The organism is Halalkalibacter sp. APA_J-10(15), assembly GCF_023017105.1.
Taxonomy (GTDB): Bacteria; Bacillota; Bacilli; order Bacillales; family Bacillaceae_D; genus Halalkalibacter.
On the sequence record NZ_JALKEV010000015.1, the window covers coordinates 37,869 to 64,640 of the forward strand.

Consider the following 26,772-nt stretch of genomic DNA (forward strand, 5'->3'; position numbering starts at 1 on the left):
CAATTGTGATCAAAAATAAAAGCCTAGCGTGTAAATGTATTCATAAGTCGATCCATTAGGGGAAGTTTCTTTTGGTCGTTATAATCGATTGAAGAATCATAAATGTGGAACGAATTCTTGCCTCTTCGTTTCGCATAATACATCGCCTGATCAGCAGCATTTACTAATGATTCGTCATTATCACTATCATTCGGATACTGGCTTATGCCTATACTAGGTGAAACGGAAACATCTTGATCCTTCAAGGTGAAAGGCTTACTGACTGCAGAGAGAATTCGTTCAGAGATATGCTTAATAACATCCACTTCTGTATCTTCAAATACAATGATAAATTCATCACCACCGAGTCGAGCGAGTAAATCCTCTTCACGTATGACGTTCGATAATCGTTTGGCGACTTCCTGTAATAGAAGATCACCTGAGTCGTGACCGAGTTTATCATTTACTTTTTTAAATCCATCTAAATCAATGAAGGCTAGTGTGACACGATATTGACGCCGCTTCGCTTTAGCTAATACTTTCTTTAAATTTCTTTGGAGGTATAGACGATTTGGCAATTCTGTCAGTTCATCAAAATAAGCAAGTTTTCTTAGTTTAGCCTCTAATTGTTTTTCTTCGGTAATGTCAAGGATTGTACCGTTTACTTTCTCGACGAGCTTATTAGAATTAAAAATGGGTGTGGCTTTAATATGAATCCATTTTAAATCGTGGTCGGTTTTTAGAATACGATATTTTTCATTTATGCTCTTGCCTAGTTTTAATTGCGTCAGTGTTTTGATAAATCTACTTTTATCATCTGGGTGAACAAATTCTGATAATTTCTCAGGTGGAATTTGTAACGTTTGTTTTGAAATGTCGAAAAGCTCTTCGACCCCTTTGGACACATATAATTGATTAGAAGTAAGATCATACGTAAAAATCATAATATCGATGCTTGTATATAGCTGTTGGAGGGAATGCTTACTTTTTTTAAAATGCTTCTCATTCCAATAGAGTTGCTGACGTTCGTGTCTTAATGAATCTACCCATTTTCCTAGTAACCAATTGATGAATATGAATACGATTGCAAATAATAGAAATAACGGAATACTGGATATGTGACTGAAGAGGATCATTAAGACAATTAATATTAAACTATAGCTGACTGCAACCATTTGCCCAATAAAGATCATCTTTCTCACTCTTTTCTATTAATATATAGGAATACGGTATAATAGTATCATAGTAATAGAAGGTTGTAACGTAGAAAAGTGGAGAATGCTTATCTCCTATTTTATAAGTCATTCAGCGGAATTGGAGAAATGCTGTAAAAAAAGAGGGTGTCGAAACATAGAAAAACCGCTTCTTAAATTATAAGGAGCGGTTTGTTTTATGTGTATAAGAAATATGTACGGGGTGAGGTTGAACCGAGGATCTTATACACATAACACTCAAGATGCAGGGGGTGAAACCTGCAGTGACAAGAGTGGGGTAAGTATATTTATTTATTCAATCCTTTTTAGTTGACTGTATGAATACTGAATATCTAAGTATATTATACTGGTTAATTTGTAATGATTCAATACATTTTATAATATTTTGTAAAAAGTTTCAAAATATTGGTTTTTGCTGAAGTTGATACAAGAAAGCGAGAAAGGAAGAGTAATAAGAAAGCGCTATCATAAAAAATACGAAACTTTGCCGAAAAAGGCAGAATATCGCGATTTTTTAGGTCTTGAAACCGTTTGACAATGAATTAAAGCGCTGTTATAGTAAAACTGTGGAAACACCACAGTATTTTAGTTACGAAGGGAATGTGAAAGCATGCAAGGAAAAGTAAAATGGTTTAATGCAGAAAAAGGTTTTGGATTTATCGAGCGCGAAGACGGAGATGATGTATTCGTACACTTCTCAGCTATCAACTCAGAAGGATTCAAATCTTTAGACGAAGGTCAAGACGTTGAATTTGAAATTGTTGAAGGTGCTCGCGGACCTCAAGCTGCGAACGTAGTTAAGCTTTAATTCACATTCCTGTTTGGAAATGAATGATAGCTAAACAAACAACAGGCCTACCCTAGACTCTAGGGTAGGCTTTTTCAGTGCCCTTGGCTTTTTCGTATGAAGCGGCATTAATTGGATAGAGGGATCTTCATTGCTGGTACTCCTGTTCTTCATTCATACGTTACGCGCCTGAATATCAGTGTCAAAATGTTAATGAGTGATATAGAAGCAAGAGGAGACTCATTCCGTTAAAAATGAATATATACTGAAATGAAACTTCATTCCACTAATGAGGCGAGATCAATGGAAACAGAGCGGAATGAGGTTCCATCGAATGAATGAAACGTACTAGACGTTTGGTTTCGGAGTTAGGCGGGTACATATACGATAAAGTTTGGATAAAGGAAGCCACTGAAAAAGTACAAAACGGCTTTCTCAGTGCCTTTAACTTGTTTAGCAATGGCTTCACCCGTCACTCGCTTGATACACTCTTATCAAGCTTTTCAAAACAAGTAACGGATGCGCTCATTGCTTAAAGGTCACCAAAAAAGTTAAAAACCAAACTTTATCAGTTCTCTTTGATTAAGGTTCTTACTAGATGAAATAAGAGGAGGTTGAGAGTCATGGCTGTTGTACCCGTATTGAAAAAAACAGTGAATAACAAAAATGATTTTCTAAGTATGATGACGAGAACGTTGGCGTTCTATTTGCGTAATCATCAACAAGGGACTGTTCAAGACACATTATCCATGTTGGAAAAGTTAAATGAAGACGTGTTAGAGGATATGTTTGATGAGTTTATGGATGTTTACCATGAACAGACAACGATTTTTATCCGTTCGTCGCTAAAGGCTTGTTATCCTCTTCAAGGAGGGAATGATTACGATAAGAAGAAATTTATTAAAGAGTTGAATGAATACATTCAACGGCATCCCGTAAAAAATAAGTTCACTGAAGTTTAAAACTAAAGGACACTACGAGAAACCCACTCGTATCAAGCTTTCCCAAACAGGCAATGGTTTCGCTCATTGTTTAAGTTAAAAAACCACCTTTTGGTGCAGACCGTAGAAACGCCTTTGAGAAATGATTCTCAAAGGCGTTTCTACGTTATTTCGTCTGTTTTTTGTTGGTGACACTGGAGGATGTGTGTTTCTCCAGTGTCAGTTGGCTAATTTTTTTAGTTTGTGACGTAGAACCAGCTTTTGATGATTTTTACTCGTGGTGCATAGGTGTAAGAAAGCGCATGTCTGGCAAATAGATGAATCAGATAGGTACTCTCGATACCCTTCTCGGTGTCCGTCCTTTGTCAGAAGAGTAAAGATCTTTTGCTAAATCGTAGATAAAGTCAACCTTCATCGATTGATTTAACTTACGAACAAGTTGGTCTTCTGGTACTAGCTTTTCAATCCAGACCAACTCCATTTGTATCCGCTATTTTTCCAACTTTTTTGGTGTCCTTTTAATAATATATATTCCTATTTTATGCTCCTGTGAAATAAATAGGATTTATGGAATGACAAAATAAGCATGATTTTCGGGGAATGTCATGAATTGTTCAACGAATCAAAATATTCTAAAAAATATTAATGTTTAAGAAGGAGTTTATTTGGGGTATATAGAATATATAGTTAGAAAAGGAGGAGTTCAAGATGAAATACAATATTCGTGGTGAAAACTTAGAAGTAACTCCAGCTCTTCGCGATTATGTGGAGAAAAAGGTAGGGAAGCTTGAACGTTATTTTGATACGACGCCTGTAGCTGATGTAAATGTGAGAATGCAAGTTCTCAATAATCAACATATGATCGAAATTACAATCCCTATGCCGCAGCTATTATTACGTGGAGAAGAGAAGCATACGGATATGTATGCAGCCATAGATATCGTTGTGGAGAAGCTTGAACGTCAAATCCGCAAGCATAAGACGAAAGTAAATCGTAAGTTTCGTCAAGAGGGTAGTTTGAAATACATGTTTAGAAATGATCTTGAGCCCATTGAAGGTAACGGCGAGGCTCTTGTTGATGATGACGAATTGGAAATCGTCCGTAAGAAACGTTTTAATTTGAAGCCGATGGATGCTGAGGAAGCGATTTTACAAATGGACATGCTAGGACATAATTTCTTTGTCTTCTCAGATGCTGTCAATGGCTCAACGAGCGTTGTATATAAACGTAAAGATGGGAAATATGGTTTAATTGAGCCAGAAGCGTAGAACACATAGATGATCAACCTCCACCGTTCATGGTGGAGGTTTTCTTGTAAAATCAGAACTTATAAATTCATGGAAGGAAGAGTGGGAGTAACCGAGAAGCTAGCGGGATAAGAAAAGCACGCTAACGCGGTTTTTCTTATTAAGTAGTGTGTGTTCGTACGAGTTAAGTCAATGTTTGATAAAGTCGTGATTCCATTAAAACGGTGTCGATTGGACAGGCATCGGCATCACGACCATATTGCCATGCCCACACATTCGCCGAACAGTTTGGACGATTAGGTTGAAAGCGCCTCGGTGCACCGCGCTTGCTTGTCGGCCCTGGCTCTGGTTCAGCGCTCCATATGACCGATTGCTCTAATACAAGTTCGCTTCTTTCCGTTGCTTGACAATAGGCTTCATTAAAAGGACCTTCATCAGGATCAGCATACATACCAGGACGATAAGGGCTCGTATAAAAGGCTTCCACCCAAGAGATAATCCAGTCAGCGTCAACTTGAAAGAAATTTTCAATGTTCGCAAAAATAAATGTGCCGTCTCCTATTCCTAATTGCCTAGCTCGAAAAATCGCATTTCGTGCTGCGACGGAACCTGCTCGTGCCCCAACGGCTTCTGAGAATTTGTTATAGATCGGCATGATCTTCATTCCGTTATTTTGAATAAGACGAATTTCCTCCGTTGTGAGGCCGTCACTAACATTTTCAATTGTGTGTAAATAGCGACCCCAAAAGTCAGGTTGACCAAATTGTGTACGTACACAATCTAATAATTCATTTGTTACTGCACTAGCGGAATCCACTCCCCAATTTAACAGCATGTTATCGATTCCTCCTTTTTGTCTATATTTATGCAAGAGTGAGTTGATTTCATACCAATTCAAATATCAACATGGCATTATCTTGTAAGAGAAAACGTTTATTGATAAAATGGTGAATAAGTATAGCTTCAAGTTTACGTAGGAGTAAACTGAAAGAGAGAGGACGAATTCAATGCTAGGACTATTAAAGAAAGTAATTGGTGACCCAAGCCAGCGTCAGCTTAAAAAAAATGAAAAGTTGGTTGAGGAAATAGAAGCTCTCGCATCAGAAATGAAGTTGAAATCTGATCATGAGCTCCAGCAAAAAACAGAAGACTTTAAAAGTCGTTATGAGCGTGGTGAAAGCTTAGATAGTATGTTAGTTGAGGCCTACGCGGTGATTCGAGAGGCTTCCACTCGAGTATTGAAAATGACCCCTTATCCTGTTCAGCTATTAGGGGCGATCGCCTTACACCAAGGAAATATAGCTGAAATGAAAACAGGGGAAGGGAAAACACTAGTTGGAACACTGCCAGTTTATTTAAATGCAATTACGGGAAAAGGTGTACACGTTGTAACAGTCAATGAATATTTAGCTCGTCGTGACTGTGAAATGATGGGTGAGTTGTTTCAATTTTTAGGGTTAACAGTCGGTCTAAATCAGTCGGGATTGTCTAAGGAAGAGAAGCAGCAGGCATATGCTGCAGATGTTACATATAGTACGAACAATGAGCTTGGCTTTGACTACTTACGTGACAATATGGTGCTTTACAAGGAGCAAATGGTACAGCGCCCGCTTCATTTTGCGTTAGTAGATGAGGTTGATTCGATCTTAGTCGATGAAGCGCGAACGCCACTTATTATTTCGGGATCGGTTGAGCGTTCGACGCAACTGTATCAACAAGCGAATCAATTCATACGTGTCATGAAAAAGGAAGAGGATTTCACGTATGATGAAAAGACAAAAAATGTCCAGCTAACAGAAGAAGGAGTTAATAAAGCGGAGCGTGCATTCGGAATTGAAAATTTATTCGATCAAAAGCATGTGCAGCTGAATCATCACTTGAATCAATCGTTGAAGGCACATGTTGTCATGCTACGTGATACGGATTACGTTGTGGAAGAAGGCGAAGTCGTCATCGTTGACCAATTTACGGGTCGTCTTATGAAGGGACGTCGTTATAGTGATGGGCTACACCAAGCGATTGAGGCGAAGGAAGGCTTGCAAATTCAAAAGGAAAGTATGACATTAGCCTCCATTACATTCCAAAACTATTTCCGTCGCTATCAGAAGCTTGCTGGGATGACAGGTACAGCGAAAACAGAGGAAGAAGAGTTTCGCAACATTTATGGAATGGATGTTATGGCTATTCCGACGAATAGGCCAATTGCACGGGACGATCGAGCAGATTTGATTTATAAGACGATGGAAGCGAAATTTAAAGCAGTTGTGAAAGAAATTGAAGAGCTCCATAAAAAGGGACAACCTGTTCTCGTCGGTACGGTCAGTGTTGATACATCAGAGCTTGTTGCGACAATGCTGAAAAAGCGTAGAATCCCACATCATGTTTTGAACGCGAAAAACCATGAGCATGAAGCAGAAATTATTGAAAGTGCTGGTCAAAAAGGAGCTGTGACGATCGCAACAAATATGGCAGGGCGTGGTACGGACATTAAACTTGGCGAAGGTGTGAAAGAGCTAGGTGGCCTGCACGTATTAGGAACTGAGCGTCATGAAAGTAGACGAATTGATAATCAGCTCCGTGGGCGTTCTGGACGTCAAGGAGATCCAGGTTCAACTCAATTCTACTTATCGATGGAAGATGAATTAATGCGTCGATTCGGTTCAGATAACATGCGTTCCATGATGGAACGACTTGGCATGGAGGAGGATCAACCGATTGAGAGTAAGCTTGTTTCACGTGCGGTCGAGACAGCTCAGAAGCGTGTGGAAGGGAACAACTTTGATGCACGTAAGCAGATTTTACAATACGATGATGTTATGCGTGAACAGCGTGAAATTATTTATAAGCAGCGTTTGGAAGTATTGGAGTCGGAGAACTTACGTAACATTGTTGAAAATATGATCAAATCCGTTATTGAACGTACGGTTGGACTTCATACACCAGAGACAGAAGTTCCAGAGGATTGGGATTTAACAGCGATTGTCAATTATATAAAAGGAAACTTGCTCGTTGAAGAGGATCTAAATGAAGCTGAACTAAAAGGAAAAGATCCGGAAGAAATGATTGAATTAATCATCGAAAAGGTAACGTCCGACTATAATAAAAAAGAAGAATCATTTACTCCTGAGCATATGCGGGAATTTGAAAAAGTCATTATGCTTAGAACGGTTGACCGCAAATGGATGAATCATATTGATCAGATGGATCAATTACGTCAAGGAATTCATTTACGTGCATATGGTCAAAATGATCCGTTACGTGAATATCGCTTTGAAGGATATGAAATGTTTGAGGCGATGATTGCATCGATTGAAGAAGAAGTATCCATGTATATTATGAAAGCTCAAGTACAGCAGAACCTTGAACGTCAGAAAGTGGCAGAAGGGAAGGCTGTGCAGCAAAGTGAGAAACAGGAGACGAAGAAAAAAACGCCAATCCGAAAAGGAACAACAGTCGGACGTAATGACCCTTGTACGTGTGGTAGTGGGAAGAAGTATAAGCATTGTTGTGGTTCATAAGTAGCAACTGATGTTGAAGAGGAAACTTTAATAGCCACTTAATTATTATAGGAAGGGTAGTCCGGTCCTTCATGATGAGGTACTGGACTACAATTGCAGGTGAATATGTAATGGATTTAGTTGAAGTGAAGCAGGAATTAACGGTAATTGCGAAACGTCTTACTGAGTTTAGGGGGTCTCTTTGACCTCGAACAGAAGCAAGAGCGAATCGCTGAATTAGAGGATAAGATGGCTGATCCGAGCTTTTGGGATGACCAGGATGCGGCTCAAGTTGTTATTACTGAGAGTAATGGCTTAAAAGAACAGGTAGATACCTTTTTAGAGCTTGAAGGGCAGTTTGAGGATTTAGAGGTTTCCTATGAGCTTGTCAAAGAAGAGGCTGATGCTGATTTGCAAAGTGAGCTGGAGCAAGGAGTTGTAGCTTTGCTGCAAGCAGTGAGTGACTTTGAATTACAGCTATTATTAAGTGAACCCTATGATAAGAACAATGCGATCTTAGAGCTTCATCCAGGGGCTGGTGGGACAGAGTCTCAAGACTGGGCATCAATGCTTTTGCGTATGTACACCCGCTGGGCAGAGAAGAAGGGCTTTAAAGTCGAAACGTTAGATTACTTACCTGGTGATGAGGCTGGAGTTAAAAGCGTTACTTTATTAATTAAAGGTCACAATGCATATGGTTATTTAAAAGCTGAAAAAGGCGTCCATCGCCTCGTACGAATTTCTCCATTTGATTCTTCAGGTCGACGTCATACGTCATTTGCTTCATGTGAGATTATGCCAGAGCTAGATGACAATATTGATATTGATATATCACCGGAAGAGTTGAAAATTGACACGTACCGGGCAAGTGGTGCAGGTGGTCAGCATATTAATACAACGGATTCAGCTGTACGTATTACACATGTGCCGACAAATACTGTTGTGACATGTCAAAGCGAACGTTCACAAATTAAAAACCGTGAGCAAGCAATGAAAATGATGAAGGCGAAGCTTTATCAGTTGAAAATTGAAGAGCAGGAACGGGAATTGGCTGAAATTCGTGGAGAACAGAAGGAAATTGGTTGGGGGAGTCAAATTCGCTCTTATGTGTTCCACCCATATAGTATGGTCAAGGATCACCGCACAAATCATGAAATCGGCAATACTAATGGTGTGATGGACGGAGAGATTGATGGCTTTATTGATGCCTATCTTCGTTTATCATTAGGTCAAAAAACGACATAAATGACAGAAGTCGCGAAAACCCGATGCATTCGGGTTTTTTTCGTTTGATTACGGAGCATAACGTCTTTGCTTTCAGGGGTCAGATCTTCATTTCGTTAATACGATTTAATTAATAGAAAACGAAGCAGAAAAAGACTAGATAGCGGAAAGAAGATCCTGCTTGGAGAGAAGCTGTTCATTCATAAAACGGTGAACCTTGGTTTCCTTTAACGTGGCACCGTACTCGCGTTTACAAAGCAAGGGAGCGGTGCTATACTACGCTAGGATTTTATAGTAAGAAGGAGAGAGTCGAATGAAGAAGGGAAGAAGAAGAGGGCCTCGTAGTAGGTTTCAGCAAGGCTTAATTGATTATTCATATATTTTAATTGGAGCAGCAGTAGTGGCCATTGCGTTTAATCTATTTTTGCTGCCTAATCGGATTGCGTCTGGAGGCGTAAGTGGGTTAAGTACGATTTTTGCTTATGCATTTGGTTTTGAGCCAGCTTTTACACAATGGGCGTTTAATATTCCTTTATTCCTATTAGGGATTTTGTTATTAGGTGGACTGAAATATGGCATTAAAACGTTTGTTGGAACTGCATTCTTACCATTAGTCGTTTTCTTTACGAGAGATTGGTCGGTTGGACTTGAGGATGCTTTGCTCGGTGCTCTATTTGGCGGGATTGGCGTAGGTATTGGATTAGGCTTAGTCTTTCGCGCAAGCGCTAGTACGGGAGGAACCGATTTAGTTGCACAAATTATTCATAAGTTTTCAGGGCTGTCGTTAGGCGTAGCTGTGTTTTTTATGGATGGAATTGTCGTGCTAATGTCAGCAGTTGTGTTTGATATTGAATTAGCTCTATATGCCTTAATTAGCTTATACGTTACAGGGAAAACAATTGATGTTGTGCAAATGGGTGTTGGCTATGCAAAGGTTGCTTACATTATTTCCGATCAACATGAGTTAGTAAGACAAAGCATCTTGTCAGATGTTGATCGCGGTGTTACGAGGCTTAATGGGTACGGCGGATATACTGCACAAGAGCGAGACGTTCTCATGTGTGTTGTTCATCAAAACGAAGTGACGAAATTAAAAAATGTCGTGCAACAGGTTGACCCGAAAGCATTTGTGATCGTTTCAAATGCGACAGAAGTATTAGGTGAAGGATTTAAACAATAAGTAGGAATGCGTGCGATATGAAATTTGACAGAAAATTGAATGAATCTATTCGAAAGATCGTGAAATAAATGTGACGATTAATAAAAAAATAGAAAATTAGGCTATACTACAAAGTGAAGAAAGGAGTGATAACATGAAAAAAATTCTAATGATGATCGGCTTTGTTGCTGTAGCGGCTATGACAGCCTGTGGAGCTGGTGGTGATGATGCGCCTGTAGAAGATGACACTCCTGTGGATGAGGCACCTGCTGATGAGGAAGCGGCAACAGGGGATTTTGATGCAACAGCGGCAGAGGACATTTACAATCGAAGCTGTATCGGCTGCCATGGGCAAAACCTTCAAGGAGGAGGATCGGGACCTGGACTTATTGATTCTGGCCTTTCCGTTGAAGAAATTGTTCATGTTCTAGAGCATGGACAAAAGACAATGCCTCCACAAGATTTAGAGCCGGATGAAGCAGAAAATTTAGCCAAATGGATACTAGCACAATAAAAGATGAAGAAAAAATAAGTGTTTTTGATGCTTTTTGTCAAAAATGCTTATTTTTTTGTCGATAATATAAGTAGTGGCGATTAATAAAAGAATCCTATGACCATAATCATTGGACTATACATCGTATTTCGCCATTGTACATGTAAGTAACTTGAAAATATTAGAAAGAAATCAATCTGAAATGAAAATGTAATATAATTTTAGACACTATTTTGAACGATTGATGGTATAATAATTTCAGCATCCGACATAAAAAGTGTCGGTCTATAATCTTTCAACACCTTTTTAATTGATTGGATAGGTGTTTTTCTATCGGGTTTAGAAGAAATTAGATTTACTAAGGCAAACCAGACTAACAACATGAGCAAGCAATTGGAGATGCAAGGAAGTGATAAAATGATCAAAATGACAGACGTCTGGAAGTCTTATCCAAACAATGTTAGAGCTATTAATGGAATTAACTTACATATTAAAAAGGGTGAGTTTGTATATGTAGTTGGTCCAAGTGGCGCTGGGAAATCAACTTTTATTAAAATGGTGTACCGTGAAGAATCACCGTCTAAAGGAGATATTCTAATAGATGGTGTTAACATAACAAAGCTTAAACATAAGCACATACCATATATAAGACGTAAAATCGGTGTCGTCTTTCAAGATTTTAAACTTCTACCATCTTTAACTGTGTATGAAAATGTTGCGTTTGCACTCGAAGTCATCGAAGAAAGTCCATCCGTTATTAAGAGGCGCGTCATGGATGTGCTTGATGTCGTTCTATTGAAAAATAAGGCTAGGTCTCTACCAAGCGAACTCTCTGGTGGGGAACAGCAACGCGTTGCGATTGCGAGAGCGATTGTCAACAATCCAGAAGTATTAATAGCGGACGAGCCTACTGGGAATTTAGACCCTGATACAGCGTGGGGAATTATGGACATCTTAGATGAGATTAATCACCGGGGGACAACGATTATTATGGCGACACACAACAAAGATATTGTCAATACAATTAAGAAGCGAGTGATCGCGATTGAAAGTGGACGAGTTGTTCGTGATGAAGTAAGGGGGAGCTACGGTTATGAAAGCTAGAACCGTCGGACGTCACTTACGAGAAGGCTCGAAAAACCTTATCCGTAATGGTTGGATGACGTTTGCATCTATTAGTGCCGTTGCGATTATGCTCTTTATTGTTGGTGTATTTCTGTTACTCATTATGAATGTGAGCAACATTGTTCAAGGTGTAGAAGATGATGTGGAAATTATGGTGTTTATTGATCTTACTGCATCTGAAGAGCAGCAGGACGAGCTATTATCTGAAATTGAAACAATAGAGAATGTAAATAGTATTACGTATGTGGATCGTGAAGAAGGCTTAGAGCAATTTATTACAAGCCTTGATGAATATGGTGAAATCTTTGAATCAATGCGTGGTGAAGAAAACCCACTGAATGATGTATTCGTCGTTCGGGCTGTTGACCCTCAATTGACGGAACAAGTAGCGAGTCAAATTGAAGATCTTAGGCATGTGGAGCAAGTTGATTTTGGTAGAGAGACAGTTGAACGCTTATTTGCGATCACAAACATGGTTCGCACAGTCGGATTAGTCCTCGTGCTTGGAATGATGTTCACAGCGATGTTTTTAATTGCAAACACGATTAAATTAACGATCGTTGCCCGTAAGCGAGAAATACAAATTATGAAACTAGTAGGCGCAACAAATGGTTTTATTCGTTGGCCGTTTTTCATTGAAGGTGTCCTGCTTGGTGGAATCGGAGCCATTATCCCAATTGCGATTATTGGTGTAGGTTACTACTATTTAACAGAGCTCTTTGATGGACAAGCTGACCTGTTATTTTCATTGTTACCGGTTTTTCCTATTACTTGGCAAATCGGATTGTTACTCCTATTAATAGGAGCGTTTATTGGAATTTGGGGAAGTATGGTGTCCGTACGAAAATTCTTAAAAGTATAACTAGGAGGAGCAATTGGATGAGGAGGAAATTATTATTTATTGCGTTAGCGATCTTGATCGCAGCAAGTTCGCTAAGCATTGATTTCATTTCGGAACAAGCCTTGGCAAATAGTGAATTACGTGAGCAAATTTCAGAAGTAGAAAAAGAACGTCAAGAGACGGCAGAGGAAGCTGAAAAAACAGAAGAAGAATTACAGCAGCTAGAAGAAGAAATGCAAGAGCTAAACAGCGAAATCGAGCGTATTGATCATGAAGCAGCTGAAACAAATCAACAAATTCGTGAAAAACGAGCGGAGATTGAGGATGTTCAAGAGGAAATCGAACGCCTGCAAGAAGAGATTGAAATTCTCGAAGAGCGTATTGCGGAAAGAGACGAATTGCTTCGTGACCGAGCTCGGACGATGTATCAATCAGGTGGATCAGTTAATTATTTGGAAGTGGTACTAGGTTCACAATCGTTTAGTGATTTCTTAAGTCGAGTCAATGCATTATCAATGATTGCTCAACAAGATCGCAATATTTTAGATGCGCATATTGCTGATCATGAACAGCTTGAAGAAGCTAAAACGGAAGTAGAAGAACAATTAATGATTTTAGAATCTCATTTAGAAGAATTAGAGAATCTAATGGCTAAATTAGAAGAGCAGCGTGAGGAAAAGGATCAAGTGATGACACAGCTCCAGCAAAAAGAAGAGGAGTTACATACGGATCTTGGTGAACTGGAAAATGCCGAAGAGATTTTAAAGGCGCAAGAAGCAGCATTGAAACAAGAACTTGAGGCTTATGAGGAACGTAAGCGCCAAGAAGAGGAAGAGCGCAAGCGCCAGGAAGAAGCAGCAGCGAGCTCGAATACATCATCATCACAGCCATCGCGTTCAAATCAAACGCATGCAGCACCAGAAGTTACTGATTCAGGGTTTATGCGCCCAGCAACTGGTCGAATTACATCAAGCTATGGTTATCGTAGCTTCAATGGTGGTAGCTTCCACCACGGTATCGATATTGGGAAAAATGGACGCACAGGTGATGTGCCCATTGTAGCTGTTGCCGATGGAACGGTCGTTGATTCTTACTATTCAAATAGTTATGGGAATGTTATCTTAATTGCCCATGTTGTTAATGGTGACCTTGTGACAACGTTATACGCTCATCTGGAGAATCGTGAAGTATCAAAAGGGCAAAGTGTCAATAAGGGACAGCAATTAGGGCTAATGGGGAATACAGGCCATTCATATGGTGCTCACTTACACTTTGAGGTACACGAAGGTGGATGGAATGGAGCGAAATCGAACTCTGTTGATCCAATGAGATATATTCCGAACTAAAGGTTACATGGAGGCCACTGGAAGGGTAAGCATACCCTTTTCAGTGGTTTTTGTTTAAAAGGTAAGAATTTATCGTGCTTAGTAGTTTAATCATGGAGGAAGTAGGTGGCGGATTCGCGGGAGGAGTTGGCTTCGCTCTTTACACGTTTATATGAAAGAGCCCTACTTTCATATAAACTCAAAACGTTGTAATGGTATCGCGTTTTTTCTTAAATGTATATAAGCTTGTTGGATGGCTTCTCTCCATATGAACCTGCTTCTCGTTTGATATGTATCGAGAAACCTTGCTTCTTTTTGACTTTGTTTCTTTGTTTGTCTACAATTAAGTAGAGATGCAAAAGACCGTATAACTTGTCTAGTAAGAGCATACGTTACAATAAGATGACGGGCAGTACACAATGGTACCTGTGTAGTGTCTTTTCCTTTCAAAAGTATGAAATTTACATAACGCGAAAAAGTTCGAATACTTATCGAGCATGTAAGAGTTTGGCAAAAAGCCTATATAAGAAGGCCCCGTAACCTATTAAGGAGTTGGTCATAAATGAAAAAAGGACAAATCATCATGATTTTGGCAGTGATTGTAGGATTAGGCGCTTATGCCGTTTTCCTTCAACCAGATCCAACGTCCGTAAGTACACCTGATATAGAAGAGCAAGTTGAAGCCATTGCTTCTGGAGATGAAGAGTTGCTGGAAAAATTCGAGGCAGTTCGTCTCATTATTGAAGAACATTATGTTGAGGACGTTGATCATAATGAGTTGTTACAAGGGGCCATTGATGGGATGTTAGAAGCGCTAGGTGACCCATACTCGGTTTATATGGATCAAGAAGAAGCGAGTCAATTTACTGAATCGCTCGGCTCTCATTTTGAAGGTATTGGTGCAGAAGTGATGATGTCTGACGGGAAGGTAACGATTGTGACGCCTATGCGCGAATCTCCAGCAGAGCGTGCGGGCTTACTACCTAATGATCAAATTATTGAAATAGACGGAGAAGCGACAGAAGGGTTATCGTTACAAGAGGCAGTTATGCAAATCCGTGGTGAAAAAGGTACAACCGTTCATTTAACGATTGAACGTGAAACGGCTAGTGAACTCGTCACAATCCCAGTTGTTCGTGATGAAATCCCAATTGAAACCGTTCGTCATGAGCTAATTGAGCGAGATGGACAGGAGATTGGGCTAATAGAAATTATATCGTTCTCAATTGATACGGCAGAACGCTTTGAAGCTGCGTTAGAAGAATTAGAATCAAAAGGAATGGACGGTTTAATTATAGATGTGCGTGGTAATCCAGGAGGTTATTTAGACCAAGTTGAAGAAATAGGAAAGCTAATTATTCCCAATCAGCAGCCAATCGTTCAGACAGAAAGTCGATCAGGAGAAAAGATGCGTTTCTTGTCTCCATTAAATGATCCTAAACCATACCCGATCGTCGGTGTAACGGATCGCGCATCCGCATCCGCATCCGAAATCTTATCTGCTGCGTTAATTGAAGCAGGTGAATATGATGTAATCGGGGAAACAACATTTGGGAAAGGCACGGTTCAAAATACGATTCCATTAGGTGATGGTAGTCAATTAAAGCTGTCCGTGTTTAAGTGGTTAACTTCAGCAGGTAATGATATTAATGGCGTAGGTGTAGAGCCGACCATTGAAGTGATGCAGCCGGATTACTTCTACACAGCTCCAGTTTCAGTGGATGTAGACCCTTATGAAGAGGACATGTTAAGTGAGCAAATTAGAAGTGCTCAAATTATGTTAAATGGTTTAGGATATGACCCTGGACGTGAGGATGGATATTTCAGTACAGTGACAACTGAAGCGGTTCGAGCCTTCCAAGAAGAAAATGATCTAGATGTGACAGGTGTCATAGATGAAGATACCGCATCGACATTGCATGAACGCGTCGTTGAGGAAGTGCGTGAACGAGAAAATGACCGTCAACTCAATCAAGCGATTGAAGTTGTTATTGAGCAAATCAACGAATGAGCGTCTAATTGAAAGAGCTTGAAAAAAAGCACCCAAAAATAGGGGGATCGATCCGTTCGTTACGTGTCTTGTGGTCAGAAAGCCATTCACCACAAGAATTTTAAAAGATGTAGCGACTACACTTAGTGCTTTGAGGTAAGTAGCCCTTTTTGATTGAAAGTAAAGTAATTGAAAAAGAAAAAGGAATATGACTCATCGTTGTCGAATGTAGGAGGTAGTGGATGGGGAGTGCCCTGTTTACTACCTCATTCTTCATTGATCAGGATGACGATTCAACGATTCTCATCCTGCACTGATTGTGACACGTGGTCATGAAGCAAGCCTACTTTCATGATTGGCTAATAAAGCCTGTTCAAAAAGCACGAAAAAGGTCATTCAAGTAGGGAAGACCTTCTTTTTTGAACAACCTCTAATAAGACGCTTATAAGAAATTGAAGGAGCATGTGCAATGGTAGTAGACATCTTACAAGCAATTGGAATCTTCATAGCTTATTTTTTTGCAAATCCTTTATTATATATTGGGATTGGAATGACGTTATTTCTTTCTTATTTACGAATTAAATCGGAAAGAAAGTCGTTTCACACACGAGTGTACGGGAAGAGGGCCGATTTCCTTATTCCGTTTCTGCCTGCTTTCGTCATGGGTGTGTATGTTTCGATTGTAACGATTTTAATAGGGCTGACAGTATCAATTCAATGGCTCTTACTCGTGAGTGCGCTCTACTTAATCTTAGCTTTTTCGTTACGAACTCGTTTTGTTACGCCAACGTACGTGCTTGGCTTATTACTACTAATCTATGTTTTTACTCCTTTTTTCCAGGCCTTTGATTGGTTTCGTCCAATTGCTGATGCGATACAGTCGACTGATATAACGTCTGTCGCTATTTTGTTAGCAGTATCACTTATGGCAGAGGGGATTTTAATTCGGACGAATGGAATTACTCATACATCACCGCGTTTAGAAAAGAGTAAACGAGGAAAGTGGATTGGTTATCATGATGCTAATCGCTTATGGATCTTACCTGTCATCGCATTTGTACCAGAAGGGATGATCCCAACTCTTCCTTTTTGGCCAATTCTCTCAATAGGAGAGCTTTCGTTACAACCGATTGTTTTTCCATTGTTAATTGGTTTTCAGCTCCGAGTTCGAGGCTTTTACCCACCATCGGCGGTTCGAAAATATGGTCAGCTGGTGTTGCTACTCGGGTTAGGGGCACTGGTCCTTTCAATAGGTACTTATTTCTTTTCATGGATTGCTCTCATTTTAGCGATTGGCTTGATCATTGCGCGTGAGGTTATTATCTTTTTATTTAAAAAGCGTGATGAGGACCAACCTCCTTACTTTTCTTCCAAGCCAACTGGATGTATCATCGTTGGGATTTTACCGGGAAGTCCAGCTGAAAAGATGAAGCTTCATGTTGGAGAAACGATTCGAACGGTTAATGGAAAGCTTATCCATAATGAGCATGACTTTTATGAGCGTCTGCAAGTGAACAGTGCTTTTTGTAAGCTTGAAGTCGTTGATTTGAATGGAGAGATACGGTTTGCGCAAACAGCTCTTTATGATGGGGAGCATCATCAAATAGGTGTATTATTTGTAAATCAAGATCACCAGTGGCAGGATTCAATATAATATGAATATTTTTGACGACTGTCGTAATGGCAGTCGTTTTTATCATTGAATTGGAATTAATAAAATAGTAAGAAGAATAAAGACGGATTAGCAAGAGTAGTGGGTATCAATCGTTACACGCATTTATGAAAAAGCCTCACTATTAGAATATCTCAATCCCGTTGTAACGGCTCAGCACAACGGAATTAAGAAAAGACTGCTCTGTACGGTGTTCAAAAAGAGCTTGTTTTCCTTTTTTTGAACAGGCCATATTAGGACATCATCATTCCTCTAATAGGCTGTATACATGAGAGAAGAGCTAGTAAGATGCTCGACGTTCCGCTATTTGCGGAAAAACGCATGAAATGTCGTAGATAATGATGAAATAGAGGAAAGAGAGGAACGTAAAGGGAGGAAATATGGCAGTAAGGAGAAAATAAAGGAACGCGGAGAACGTTTATGTATAGAGTAAGTGTCAAACAAAACTCTCGATCCAACGATTTAACTGAAGGATTTTAATAGTAAGCTCATCTATCGTTACAGGACAAAGGTGATTTTTGAATAACCTCGAGGCAATGAGCGAAATGTTGTCTATTGAGGAAAGCTTGATACGTATTGTTCTTAAAGAATACTAAATGCTTCTTTTTGGAAAGATAAAGAAAGATACGCATTTTTTCTTATCCTGAAAGGAGCAATGTATGTGAAACGTTTCATATGTACAATGGTGATAGTTGTTTTCGTTTTTACGAGTTTAGGTGGAGAGGCTCATGCATATTCACATGTTTCTTTTTTTGCTCATCGTGGGGCCTCTGAACATGCTCCGGAAAATACGATTGAAGCGTTCGAACAAGCGGTAGAAATGGGTGCGGATTACATTGAGTTAGACATACAATTGAGTCAGGATGGTCATCTTGTCGTCATTCATGATGACACAGTTGATCGAACGACAAATGCAAGTGGGAACGTGAGCCATTATACGTTAGCCCAATTAAAAAAGCTCGATGCCGGTTCATGGTTTGATGTGAGATATGCAGGAGCAGAAATTCCAACATTAGTGGATGTCTTTCAAGCTTTCGGTGACCATGTTCATTACTGTATAGAGATTAAAGCAAATCATCGTTCAGAGTATATGGTGACAAAACTGAATGAATTAATTGAATATTATCATTTAATGGATGTTGTGATCGTTCAATCGTTCGATGAGAAACTCCTCCATTTATTAAGAAAAAAGAACGTGACGTATCCACTTATTCAAATTATCAGTCGTCCGAAAAGTGGCTATCGTGGTAAAAAGCAGCTTTCACATATTGAAAAGTATGCCGATGGGGTATGTCTGAACGCTCGTTATACCTCTCCATTTTTTGTGAAGCATGCTAGAACGAAAGGTTTGCTAGTTTACATGTACACTGTCAATAAACGAAAGGATATAAAAAAGTGGCTAAATCGTGGAGTGACGGGAATTATTACTGATGACTTAAGGTTGATGGAATATTTTAAATGATATCAAAATGTAGCTAGTTTATCTTTCTGTGGCTAAGGAATCCTTTTTCTAGAGATTTGTTTAAGAAAGCTCTATAATATAGGTGGTAGATGTATTGAACAGAGAAAAAGGGGTATAACAGTTGGATATATTGTTCATATTAGTTGTTCCGTTTTTGGTGATGGTTATTGTAACCCGTGTAACCTTTAGCCTAGTCGGAGCAACGATTGTAACACTCATGATTGCGTTTGTATTAGGCGTACATGTGCAACCGTTTTGGGTAATTGGGATAGCGATCGGCTCATTTGTTGTCGGTTTGCTAGTAGCGAAGAAAGTATTGGAGCGTAAGCCAGGTATGTAAGGAGTATCCGTGTGAGGACAGGATGCTCTTTTTATCTTTTGTATGAGGAAAGAGATTTTCGTCTATGCCCACTTATTATATTTAGGGTATTCGGATTATCGGATTGAAAATATCAAATTGTATCATGTTATTTAAGGAAGACTAATAAGAGAGTGGGTAAAAGAATGGAGAGAGGATCTGCTTCAGTTGATACACGTTCTACTTACCAAAAAGCTCAAGTCCTTGTAATAGATCAGCACGATGCTTGTAGATGCTAGGACAAAAGTGTTTTAATGAATAAGAATCAGAACAAATACGTGACATTGTAAATAAAATCACCCTGAAGTATATGTATATTTCATTCAATAGGATTATGCGCAAATTTCATCCTCTACGTTCGTGCACGATTCTAATTCTTTACTAAGTACTTTCGCTATGTCTAAGTCTCAATTTATTTTTTGCATATCAGGAACATTTGTTCTATAATAGTGCTGTATGGTAACTTTTTGAAATATGCTATTTAAGATGGATGGAACGAGCTATAATGACGGCTACATAAAAGGTTCGGAAGGAGGAAGTTTGATGAATGGGTCATTTGAATTAGTGTCGCCTTACAAGCCTGAGGGGGACCAGCCCAAGGCGATTGAAAAGATTGTTGAAGGAATCCGACAGAATGCTAAGCATCAAACACTTTTAGGAGCGACGGGGACTGGGAAAACATTCACGATGTCGAATGTTATTCAAGCTATCAATAAACCAACGTTAATTATGGCTCATAATAAAACGTTGGCAGGTCAGCTATATAGTGAGTTTAAGGAATTTTTCCCGAATAATGCGGTTGAGTATTTTGTGAGTTATTATGATTATTATCAGCCAGAGGCTTATGTGCCTAGCTCAGATACGTTTATTGAAAAGGATTCGAGCATTAACGATGAAATTGATAAGCTGAGACACTCGGCGACAAGCGCTTTATTTGAACGAAACGATGTCATTATTATTGCGAGTGTGTCTTGTATATACGGTTTAGGTTCGCCTGAGGAATATCGTGACCTCGTAGTTTCACTTCGAATAGGGATGGAAATTGAAAGGAATGATTTACTCCGTCAACTCGTCGACATCCAATATGATCGGAATGATCTTAATTTTGTTCGCGGAACGTTTCGTGTTCGTGGAGATGTCGTTGAAATTTTCCCAGCATCTCGTGATGAACAGTGTATCCGTATTGAGTTTTTTGGTGATGAAATTGATCGGATTACCGAGGTGGATAGTTTAACAGGTGAAATAAAAGGGGAACGGAATCATGTTGCCATTTTCCCAGCATCTCACTTCGTTACTCGTGAAGAAAAGATGAAAATAGCGATCGCGAATATTGAGAAAGAGCTGGAGGAGAGGCTTGCTGATCTGAGAGAAGAGGGCAAGCTACTAGAAGCGCAGCGGTTGGAGCAGCGTACTCGATATGATATTGAAATGATGAGCGAAATGGGGTTTTGCTCGGGGATTGAAAACTATTCTCGTCATTTAACATTACGTGAATCTGGAGCGACACCGTATACATTAATTGACTTCTTTCCTGAGGATTTCCTATTAATTATGGATGAGTCCCATGTTTCGCTTCCACAAGTGCGTGGTATGTACAATGGAGATAGAGCGCGTAAAGAGGTGCTTGTGAATCATGGTTTTCGACTTCCCTCAGCTCTTGATAACCGTCCATTACGGTTTGAAGAATTTGAAAAAAAGGTGAATCAAGCTGTGTATGTATCAGCAACACCAGGATCTTATGAGCTAGAGCATTCACCTGAAATGGTTGAGCAAATTATTCGCCCAACTGGTTTATTAGATCCAACGATTGATGTTCGTCCGATTGAAGGCCAAATTGATGATCTAATTGGTGAAATTCATGAGCGTGTCGAGAAAAATGAGCGCGTACTCGTGACGACGTTAACGAAGAAGATGTCGGAGGATTTAACTGATTATTTGAAAGAGATCGGTATTCGAGTGCGATACTTGCATTCTGAAATAAAGACGCTTGAGCGGATTGAGATTATTCGTCAGCTACGTATGGGGACGTTTGATGTATTGGTTGGAATCAATTTATTACGGGAAGGTCTCGATATTCCTGAAGTTTCATTAGTTGCGATTTTAGATGCGGATAAAGAAGGCTTCTTACGTTCTGATCGCTCGCTAATTCAGACGATTGGCCGTGCAGCGCGAAATTCAAATGGGCATGTCATTATGTACGCTGATAAAATCACAAAGTCGATGAAGATCGCCCTCGATGAGACAAAGCGCCGTCGTACTTTGCAGGAAGAACATAACGAGAGAAACGGTATTACGCCTAAAACAATTCAAAAGAAAATACCAGAAGTGATTCAAGCGACTCTTGTTGCAGAATCGACAGAAGATGGTTACAGTAGACCGAAGGCGAAGCTAAGTAAGAAAGAAAAGGATGCCATGCTTGAGCGGATGGAGCAAGAAATGAAGGATGCTGCACGTGAGTTGAATTTCGAGAGAGCGGCAGAGTTACGTGATCTTATTTTAGAATTAAAAGCAGAGGGGTGATGTGTGGTGGCTTTAGAAGAAATCGTTGTAAAGGGAGCACGATCACACAATTTAAAAAATATTGATGTAACCATTCCACGTGATAAGCTCGTTGTATTAACGGGCTTATCTGGATCTGGTAAATCATCATTAGCATTTGATACGATTTATGCTGAAGGTCAAAGACGGTATGTTGAATCATTATCCGCCTATGCACGTCAATTTCTAGGGCAAATGGATAAGCCAGATGTCGATGCAATTGAAGGGCTGTCTCCGGCGATTTCGATCGATCAGAAAACGACAAGCCGTAACCCACGTTCAACCGTCGGGACAGTAACGGAGATTTTTGATTATTTACGTCTTCTCTATGCTCGGATTGGAAAGCCTGTCTGTCCGAAGCATGGAATCGAAATAACATCACAAACGATTCAACAAATGGTCGACCGTTTGAAGGGTTTCCCGGAGCGAACGAAAATGCAAATTCTCGCACCGATCGTCTCAGGACGTAAAGGAACGCATGCGAAAGCACTTGAAGATATTAAGAAGCAAGGCTACGTTCGGATGCGCATTAATGGAGAAATGTATGAAGTGGCAGATGAAGTGACACTAGAGAAAAATAAAAAGCATAACATCGAAGTTGTCATTGACCGAGTGGTCATGAAGGAAGGAATTGAAACCCGCCTCGCCGATTCACTAGAGACGGCACTTGCATTAGCAGATGGTCGAGTATTAGTCGATGTTATCGGTGACGAAGAGCTGTTATTTAGTCAGCACCATGCTTGTCCAGAGTGTGGCTTTTCGATACAAGAATTAGAGCCACGAATGTTCTCTTTTAACAGTCCATTTGGAGCGTGTCCGACGTGTGATGGTTTAGGGTTAAAGCTCGAAGTTGATGTTGATCTCGTTATCCCAGACCGTTCAAAGACAATACGTGAAGGTGCGATCATTGCTTGGGAGCCTACGAGCTCGCAATATTACCCAAAGTTGCTCGAAGCGGTTTGCTCTCATTATCAAATTGACATGGATATGGCTATTGATCAATTGCCTACGAATTTGCTAGATAAAGTGTTGTTTGGTAGCGGGTCTGAGAGAATTTATTTCCGTTACGAAAATGAATTTGGTCAAGTACGTGAGAATGATATTTTATTTGAAGGTGTCATTCATAATATTAGTCGTCGTTATCATGAAACAAGCTCGGATTACATTCGGGAGCAAATGGAAGCATACATGACGCAGAAGAAATGCCCAACTTGTAAAGGATATCGACTCAAAAAGGAAGCGCGCGCTGTCTTTATAGGTGGTTCTCATCTTGGACAAGTAGCTGCTTTATCGGTGAAGGATGCGTTGATTTTCTTTGAGAGCTTACAGTTAAGTGAAAAGGATTACGCGATTGCTCGACTTATTTTAAAGGAAATTAACGATCGTTTAGGCTTCCTTGTAAATGTAGGGCTTGATTATTTGTCATTAGATCGAGCTGCGGGAACACTATCAGGTGGTGAGGCCCAACGAATTCGTTTAGCTACGCAAATTGGCTCATCGTTAATGGGTGTTCTATATATATTAGATGAACCATCGATTGGTTTACATCAACGAGATAATGATCGTCTCATTCAAACACTTGAACATATGAGGAATTTAGGGAATACGTTAATCGTTGTCGAGCATGATGAAGATACGATGTTGGCAGCTGATTATATTATTGACATTGGACCTGGAGCTGGAATCCATGGTGGAGAAATAACGGCACAAGGAACACCGCAGGAAATTATGGTAAATGAACAATCTTTAACAGGTCAATATTTGGCTGGGAAAAGGTTTATTCCGGTTCCGCATGAGCGTAGACGAAGCGCGGGGCGCTCCTTCACTGTTAAAAAGGCGAGTGAAAACAATTTAAAAAATGTGACGGTTACTTTCCCTTTAGGTGTATTTACAGCGGTAACGGGGGTTTCGGGATCAGGAAAGAGTACCCTCATTAATGGAATTGTTCATAAGGCTTTGGCTCAAAAGCTCCATCGTGCAAAAGAGAAGCCTGGTGCTCACAAGGAAATCACGGGCCTGGACGAAATTGATAAAGTGATCGATATTGACCAATCGCCAATTGGCCGAACACCACGCTCGAATCCAGCAACATATACAGGAGTCTTTGATGATATTCGTGATGTTTTTGCGATGACGAATGAGGCGAAGGTGAGAGGGTATAAGAAGGGGCGCTTTAGCTTTAACGTAAAAGGTGGACGCTGTGAAGCATGTCGTGGTGACGGTATCATTAAAATTGAAATGCATTTCTTACCTGATGTATATGTGCCATGTGAGGTGTGTGAAGGAAAACGTTATAATCGTGAAACGTTAGAAATAACCTATAAAGGAAAGACGATTGCTGATGTGCTTAGTATGACGGTCGAAGAGAGCTTAATCTTCTTTGAAAATATTCCGAAAATCAAACGGAAGATTCAAACGTTGCTTGATGTCGGATTAGGCTATATAAAGCTCGGACAGGCAGCAACGACATTATCTGGTGGAGAAGCGCAGCGAGTGAAGCTTGCCTCCCAGCTTCATAAACGAGCAACAGGGAAAACGTTGTACATTTTAGATGAGCCGACAACCGGGTTACATGTTGATGATATTGACCGCTTATTAAATGTATTGCAAAGACTTGTTAATAACGGTGATTCCGTTATTGTCATTGAACATAATCTAGATGTCATTAAAACCGTTGATCATATTATTGATCTAGGCCCAGAAGGTGGCGATAAAGGAGGACAAATTGTTGCGGAAGGCACACCAGAGAAAGTAGCAGAAATAAAAGGCTCCTATACCGGACAATATTTGAAACCTATCCTTGAACGAGATCGTAGAAGAATGGAAGAGCGAGTGGTTGAAAGTGTGTGAGTAGATTTTAAGTAAGAATAACATTCGTGGAAGGAATCTAGGGTAAAATGTAAATAAACCCTAAGAAAAGCCGCAATCGCGGTTTTCTTAAAAGGTAAGAATGTATAAAATTCGAGGAAGAAAAGTGAGAAAAACCGAAGAAGCTAATGGGATCATTCAATGAAGGGCGTTGGCTTCGCACGTTACACGTTTTTCTGAAAGAACCCCACTTTCAAAAAAACGTAAAACCATTGTAACGGCTCAGCACCACGTAATTAAGAAAAGCCGCAATCGCGGTTTTCTTATTAAATTTCTTTTAGGAGGGACTAAGTAATGGAAGAGCGTAAGATGATATTGAAGATGATTGAGGATGGGAAGATTACTGCCGAAGAAGGAGTAAAGCTATTAGAAGCAATTGAAGACAAAGAGCCTATTGAGCCAAATCAGGAAGCTAAGTCTGAAGTGACTACTAAGGTGAACTGGGATGAAGGGGATTCCTACAGGGAGCGTGCCCGTCATTCTCGAACATCAACGACGAACTTATTTACTTCTTTCATTGATAGTGCCATTCAAAAAATTAAAGATGTCGATCTCGATTTTAATTTTGGCGCATCGTTTGATGTCGATCATATTTTCCAGCATCGCGAACATTCCCCGACCTCCATTGATGTCTCCTTAGAAAATGGTTCGATTACGTTTCAACCGTGGGATGAAAAGGACGTCCGAGTTGAATGTACAGCGAAGGTTTATCGGGCGAAGGATTTAGAAGAAGCACGTCGAATTTTCCTAGATGAATGCTCCTTCCGTATATCCGAACAACGTATGCTTTTTCATACGAAAACAAAATCAATAAAAGTGCAAACCGTTATCTATGTACCTCGAAGGGAATTTGAACATGTGAAGCTGTATACGTTTAATGGTCAAATTATTGGGGAAAGGATAGAAATCGATACGTTTGATATTAATGCGATGAACGGTTCATTGAAATTAACTGATGTACAGTCGAAAAAGCTAATTGCTGAGACAGTGAATGGCGCCATTGATTTGACACAATCAAAAGCAGAGCTCGTTGATGTGAAAACATTAAATGGTGCCATTACAATCGATGGTCAAGTACAAGATTTAGATGCTGAGTCTGTCAATGGGTCGATCACGTATCATGTTGGCCGACTAGATGAATCAGGATATGCCGATTTAAAAGCAGCAACAGGTAGTATACACTTAGTCGTTCCGAAGAGCTTACGAGTTGAAGGGAAATTAAAGACAAATGTCGGAGGGTTTTCAGTCGGAATGTATGATCATGAAAAGCTTGAAGAGAAGAAGGAGTTTGCCCAAAAGCAATTAACGTTTATCGGTAACCAGCAATCATCTCCGCGAGTGAAAGTGAATGCATTAACGAATACCGGCTCAATTGTCGTAAAAGATCAAGTAAACTGAGGTGGTTAACAATGAAACGATTATATCGCTCACAATATGATCGGAAGTTAGCAGGCATATGTGGTGGGCTTGCTGATTACTTTAAAATCGATGCAACGATTATTAGAATTGTCATGGTTATTTTGTTTTGTATTTCTATAGGATTCCCTATGTTAGTTGCTTATATTATCGGTGCCTTTATTATCCCAAATGAAGAGGATGTGTCTTAATATGTTACGTTGGCTCATTGGATTAGTATTAAATGCACTTGTCCTAATGGGCATTGCGTACTTATTTTCGGGCTTTGAGATAGCTGGCTTTGGAACAGCGATTTTAGCAAGCTTATTACTTTCGATTGTCAATATGATTGTCCGCCCAATTTTAGTTATATTCACATTTCCGATTACGATTTTAACATTAGGTCTCTTTTTATTTGTTATTAGCGCTGTAACCTTAATGTTAACAGCGTGGATGATGGGTGATGCCTTTGTCATTGATGGCTTTTTCACAGCGGTATTAGCTGCTATTTTAATTGCATTAGCGCAAACCTTTGTTATCAAACCGTTAAAGAAGAAATAATTGAATGAGAGCACCACTTTCTTTTTGTACGTGGGTACTGTAAAAGTACAAATTAACTTTTTCAGTGCTCATGTTTTTACAGGTGGTGCTTTTTG

At 39.8% G+C, this 26,772-nt stretch carries 23 protein-coding genes; 20 read left to right on the forward strand and 3 right to left on the reverse strand.

Features of this window, described 5'->3' with window-relative positions; genetic code table 11:
• Positions 1-23: 23 nt before the first annotated feature.
• Positions 24-1,172 carry a sensor domain-containing protein gene (locus MW695_RS16595; protein WP_247106542.1) on the reverse strand — a complete coding sequence of 383 codons (1,149 nt, stop codon included), beginning with the start codon at positions 1,170-1,172 and terminating at the stop codon, positions 24-26.
• Between the two features lie 631 nt (positions 1,173-1,803).
• On the opposite strand from MW695_RS16595, the gene MW695_RS16600 reads away from it, so the two are divergent.
• The 3 genes from MW695_RS16600 to MW695_RS16610 all read left to right on the forward strand — a co-directional run bounded on the left by MW695_RS16600 (position 1,804) and on the right by MW695_RS16610 (position 2,942).
• Complete coding sequence (locus tag MW695_RS16600; protein ID WP_012960443.1) at positions 1,804-2,001, forward strand: cold shock domain-containing protein; 198 nt, start codon at positions 1,804-1,806, stop codon at positions 1,999-2,001.
• A 317-nt stretch (positions 2,002-2,318) separates the two neighbouring features.
• Complete coding sequence (locus tag MW695_RS16605) at positions 2,319-2,516, forward strand: hypothetical protein (RefSeq protein ID WP_247106544.1); 198 nt, start codon at positions 2,319-2,321, stop codon at positions 2,514-2,516.
• Between the two features lie 87 nt (positions 2,517-2,603).
• Positions 2,604-2,942, forward strand: coding sequence for a hypothetical protein (locus MW695_RS16610; protein ID WP_247106546.1), 339 nt, complete (start codon positions 2,604-2,606; stop codon positions 2,940-2,942).
• A gap of 301 nt (positions 2,943-3,243) precedes the next feature.
• Here the strand turns inward: MW695_RS16610 and MW695_RS16615 are convergent, their stop codons facing one another.
• Positions 3,244-3,402 carry a hypothetical protein gene (locus MW695_RS16615; RefSeq protein ID WP_247106657.1) on the reverse strand — a complete coding sequence of 53 codons (159 nt, stop codon included), beginning with the start codon at positions 3,400-3,402 and terminating at the stop codon, positions 3,244-3,246.
• Positions 3,403-3,629: 227 nt separating this feature from the next.
• On the opposite strand from MW695_RS16615, the gene hpf reads away from it, so the two are divergent.
• Positions 3,630-4,190 (forward strand): ribosome hibernation-promoting factor, HPF/YfiA family, encoded by a 561-nt coding sequence (gene hpf / locus MW695_RS16620; RefSeq protein WP_247106548.1) that lies wholly within the window; start codon positions 3,630-3,632, stop codon positions 4,188-4,190.
• Positions 4,191-4,353: 163 nt separating this feature from the next.
• On the opposite strand, the gene MW695_RS16625 is transcribed toward hpf, so the two are convergent.
• Entirely contained in the window at positions 4,354-5,004 is a 651-nt protein-coding gene (locus MW695_RS16625; RefSeq protein ID WP_247106550.1) for a glycoside hydrolase domain-containing protein, read from the reverse strand.
• Between the two features lie 172 nt (positions 5,005-5,176).
• Between MW695_RS16625 and secA the strand changes: the two genes are divergently transcribed.
• From secA to MW695_RS16705, 16 genes are all read left to right on the forward strand, one after another.
• A complete protein-coding gene (gene secA / locus MW695_RS16630; protein WP_247106552.1) occupies positions 5,177-7,687 on the forward strand; it encodes a preprotein translocase subunit SecA in 2,511 nt (836 codons plus the stop codon).
• A 110-nt stretch (positions 7,688-7,797) separates the two neighbouring features.
• A protein-coding gene (prfB, locus tag MW695_RS16635) for a peptide chain release factor 2 (protein ID WP_247106654.1) occupies positions 7,798-8,911 on the forward strand; the annotation gives its coding sequence in 2 pieces (ribosomal slippage) (positions 7,798-7,869 and positions 7,871-8,911; 1,113 coding nt in all).
• A 292-nt stretch (positions 8,912-9,203) separates the two neighbouring features.
• The gene (locus tag MW695_RS16640) at positions 9,204-10,070 is read left to right on the forward strand and encodes a YitT family protein (RefSeq protein ID WP_247106554.1); all 867 of its coding nucleotides are present in this window, start codon (positions 9,204-9,206) and stop codon (positions 10,068-10,070) included.
• Positions 10,071-10,203: 133 nt separating this feature from the next.
• Positions 10,204-10,563, forward strand: a complete 360-nt coding sequence (locus MW695_RS16645) for a c-type cytochrome (protein ID WP_247106556.1) — start codon at positions 10,204-10,206, stop codon at positions 10,561-10,563.
• Between the two features lie 396 nt (positions 10,564-10,959).
• Positions 10,960-11,646 (forward strand): cell division ATP-binding protein FtsE, encoded by a 687-nt coding sequence (ftsE, locus tag MW695_RS16650; RefSeq protein WP_247106655.1) that lies wholly within the window; start codon positions 10,960-10,962, stop codon positions 11,644-11,646.
• Positions 11,636-12,529, forward strand: coding sequence for a permease-like cell division protein FtsX (gene ftsX, locus MW695_RS16655; protein WP_247106558.1), 894 nt, complete (start codon positions 11,636-11,638; stop codon positions 12,527-12,529). Before ftsE ends, ftsX begins: the two co-directional genes overlap by 11 nt.
• Before the next feature lie 17 nt (positions 12,530-12,546).
• Positions 12,547-13,854: a murein hydrolase activator EnvC family protein gene (locus MW695_RS16660; protein WP_247106560.1), complete on the forward strand. Its 1,308-nt coding sequence runs from the start codon at positions 12,547-12,549 to the stop codon at positions 13,852-13,854.
• A gap of 541 nt (positions 13,855-14,395) precedes the next feature.
• Positions 14,396-15,844 carry a S41 family peptidase gene (locus MW695_RS16665; RefSeq protein ID WP_247106561.1) on the forward strand — a complete coding sequence of 483 codons (1,449 nt, stop codon included), beginning with the start codon at positions 14,396-14,398 and terminating at the stop codon, positions 15,842-15,844.
• A gap of 448 nt (positions 15,845-16,292) precedes the next feature.
• Positions 16,293-17,477: a PDZ domain-containing protein gene (locus tag MW695_RS16670; RefSeq protein ID WP_247106563.1), complete on the forward strand. Its 1,185-nt coding sequence runs from the start codon at positions 16,293-16,295 to the stop codon at positions 17,475-17,477.
• A 679-nt stretch (positions 17,478-18,156) separates the two neighbouring features.
• A complete protein-coding gene (locus MW695_RS16675) occupies positions 18,157-18,957 on the forward strand; it encodes a glycerophosphodiester phosphodiesterase (RefSeq protein ID WP_247106564.1) in 801 nt (266 codons plus the stop codon).
• Between the two features lie 121 nt (positions 18,958-19,078).
• Positions 19,079-19,297 (forward strand): DUF2198 family protein, encoded by a 219-nt coding sequence (locus tag MW695_RS16680; RefSeq protein WP_247106565.1) that lies wholly within the window; start codon positions 19,079-19,081, stop codon positions 19,295-19,297.
• A gap of 561 nt (positions 19,298-19,858) precedes the next feature.
• The gene (uvrB, locus tag MW695_RS16685) at positions 19,859-21,835 is read left to right on the forward strand and encodes an excinuclease ABC subunit UvrB (protein ID WP_247106567.1); all 1,977 of its coding nucleotides are present in this window, start codon (positions 19,859-19,861) and stop codon (positions 21,833-21,835) included.
• 6 nt (positions 21,836-21,841) lie between these two features.
• A complete protein-coding gene (uvrA, locus tag MW695_RS16690; RefSeq protein ID WP_247106569.1) occupies positions 21,842-24,703 on the forward strand; it encodes an excinuclease ABC subunit UvrA in 2,862 nt (953 codons plus the stop codon).
• A 312-nt stretch (positions 24,704-25,015) separates the two neighbouring features.
• Positions 25,016-26,119 carry a DUF4097 family beta strand repeat-containing protein gene (locus tag MW695_RS16695; RefSeq protein WP_247106570.1) on the forward strand — a complete coding sequence of 368 codons (1,104 nt, stop codon included), beginning with the start codon at positions 25,016-25,018 and terminating at the stop codon, positions 26,117-26,119.
• Between the two features lie 11 nt (positions 26,120-26,130).
• Positions 26,131-26,328 (forward strand): PspC domain-containing protein, encoded by a 198-nt coding sequence (locus tag MW695_RS16700; protein WP_247106572.1) that lies wholly within the window; start codon positions 26,131-26,133, stop codon positions 26,326-26,328.
• A 1-nt stretch (position 26,329) separates the two neighbouring features.
• A complete protein-coding gene (locus MW695_RS16705; protein ID WP_247106573.1) occupies positions 26,330-26,677 on the forward strand; it encodes a phage holin family protein in 348 nt (115 codons plus the stop codon).
• Positions 26,678-26,772: the final 95 nt, after the last annotated feature.

Excerpts from the sequence above, each read along its gene's own strand:
- MW695_RS16645 (WP_247106556.1), top strand. The coding sequence starts at position 10,204 with ATGAAAAAAATTCTAATGATGATCGGCTTTGTTGCTGTAGCGGCTATG.
- ftsX (WP_247106558.1), top strand. The coding sequence starts at position 11,636 with ATGAAAGCTAGAACCGTCGGACGTCACTTACGAGAAGGCTCGAAAAAC.
- ftsE (WP_247106655.1), top strand. The coding sequence starts at position 10,960 with ATGATCAAAATGACAGACGTCTGGAAGTCTTATCCAAACAATGTTAGA.
- secA (WP_247106552.1), top strand. The coding sequence starts at position 5,177 with ATGCTAGGACTATTAAAGAAAGTAATTGGTGACCCAAGCCAGCGTCAG.
- MW695_RS16700 (WP_247106572.1), top strand. The coding sequence starts at position 26,131 with ATGAAACGATTATATCGCTCACAATATGATCGGAAGTTAGCAGGCATA.
- MW695_RS16695 (WP_247106570.1), top strand. The coding sequence starts at position 25,016 with ATGGAAGAGCGTAAGATGATATTGAAGATGATTGAGGATGGGAAGATT.
- MW695_RS16625 (WP_247106550.1), bottom strand. The coding sequence starts at position 5,004 with ATGCTGTTAAATTGGGGAGTGGATTCCGCTAGTGCAGTAACAAATGAA.
- hpf (WP_247106548.1), top strand. The coding sequence starts at position 3,630 with ATGAAATACAATATTCGTGGTGAAAACTTAGAAGTAACTCCAGCTCTT.
- MW695_RS16605 (WP_247106544.1), top strand. The coding sequence starts at position 2,319 with ATGAAACGTACTAGACGTTTGGTTTCGGAGTTAGGCGGGTACATATAC.
- MW695_RS16595 (WP_247106542.1), bottom strand. The coding sequence starts at position 1,172 with ATGATCTTTATTGGGCAAATGGTTGCAGTCAGCTATAGTTTAATATTA.
- MW695_RS16660 (WP_247106560.1), top strand. The coding sequence starts at position 12,547 with ATGAGGAGGAAATTATTATTTATTGCGTTAGCGATCTTGATCGCAGCA.
- MW695_RS16640 (WP_247106554.1), top strand. The coding sequence starts at position 9,204 with ATGAAGAAGGGAAGAAGAAGAGGGCCTCGTAGTAGGTTTCAGCAAGGC.
- uvrB (WP_247106567.1), top strand. The coding sequence starts at position 19,859 with ATGAATGGGTCATTTGAATTAGTGTCGCCTTACAAGCCTGAGGGGGAC.
- MW695_RS16705 (WP_247106573.1), top strand. The coding sequence starts at position 26,330 with ATGTTACGTTGGCTCATTGGATTAGTATTAAATGCACTTGTCCTAATG.
- MW695_RS16615 (WP_247106657.1), bottom strand. The coding sequence starts at position 3,402 with ATGGAGTTGGTCTGGATTGAAAAGCTAGTACCAGAAGACCAACTTGTT.
- MW695_RS16665 (WP_247106561.1), top strand. The coding sequence starts at position 14,396 with ATGAAAAAAGGACAAATCATCATGATTTTGGCAGTGATTGTAGGATTA.
- MW695_RS16670 (WP_247106563.1), top strand. The coding sequence starts at position 16,293 with ATGGTAGTAGACATCTTACAAGCAATTGGAATCTTCATAGCTTATTTT.
- MW695_RS16600 (WP_012960443.1), top strand. The coding sequence starts at position 1,804 with ATGCAAGGAAAAGTAAAATGGTTTAATGCAGAAAAAGGTTTTGGATTT.
- MW695_RS16610 (WP_247106546.1), top strand. The coding sequence starts at position 2,604 with ATGGCTGTTGTACCCGTATTGAAAAAAACAGTGAATAACAAAAATGAT.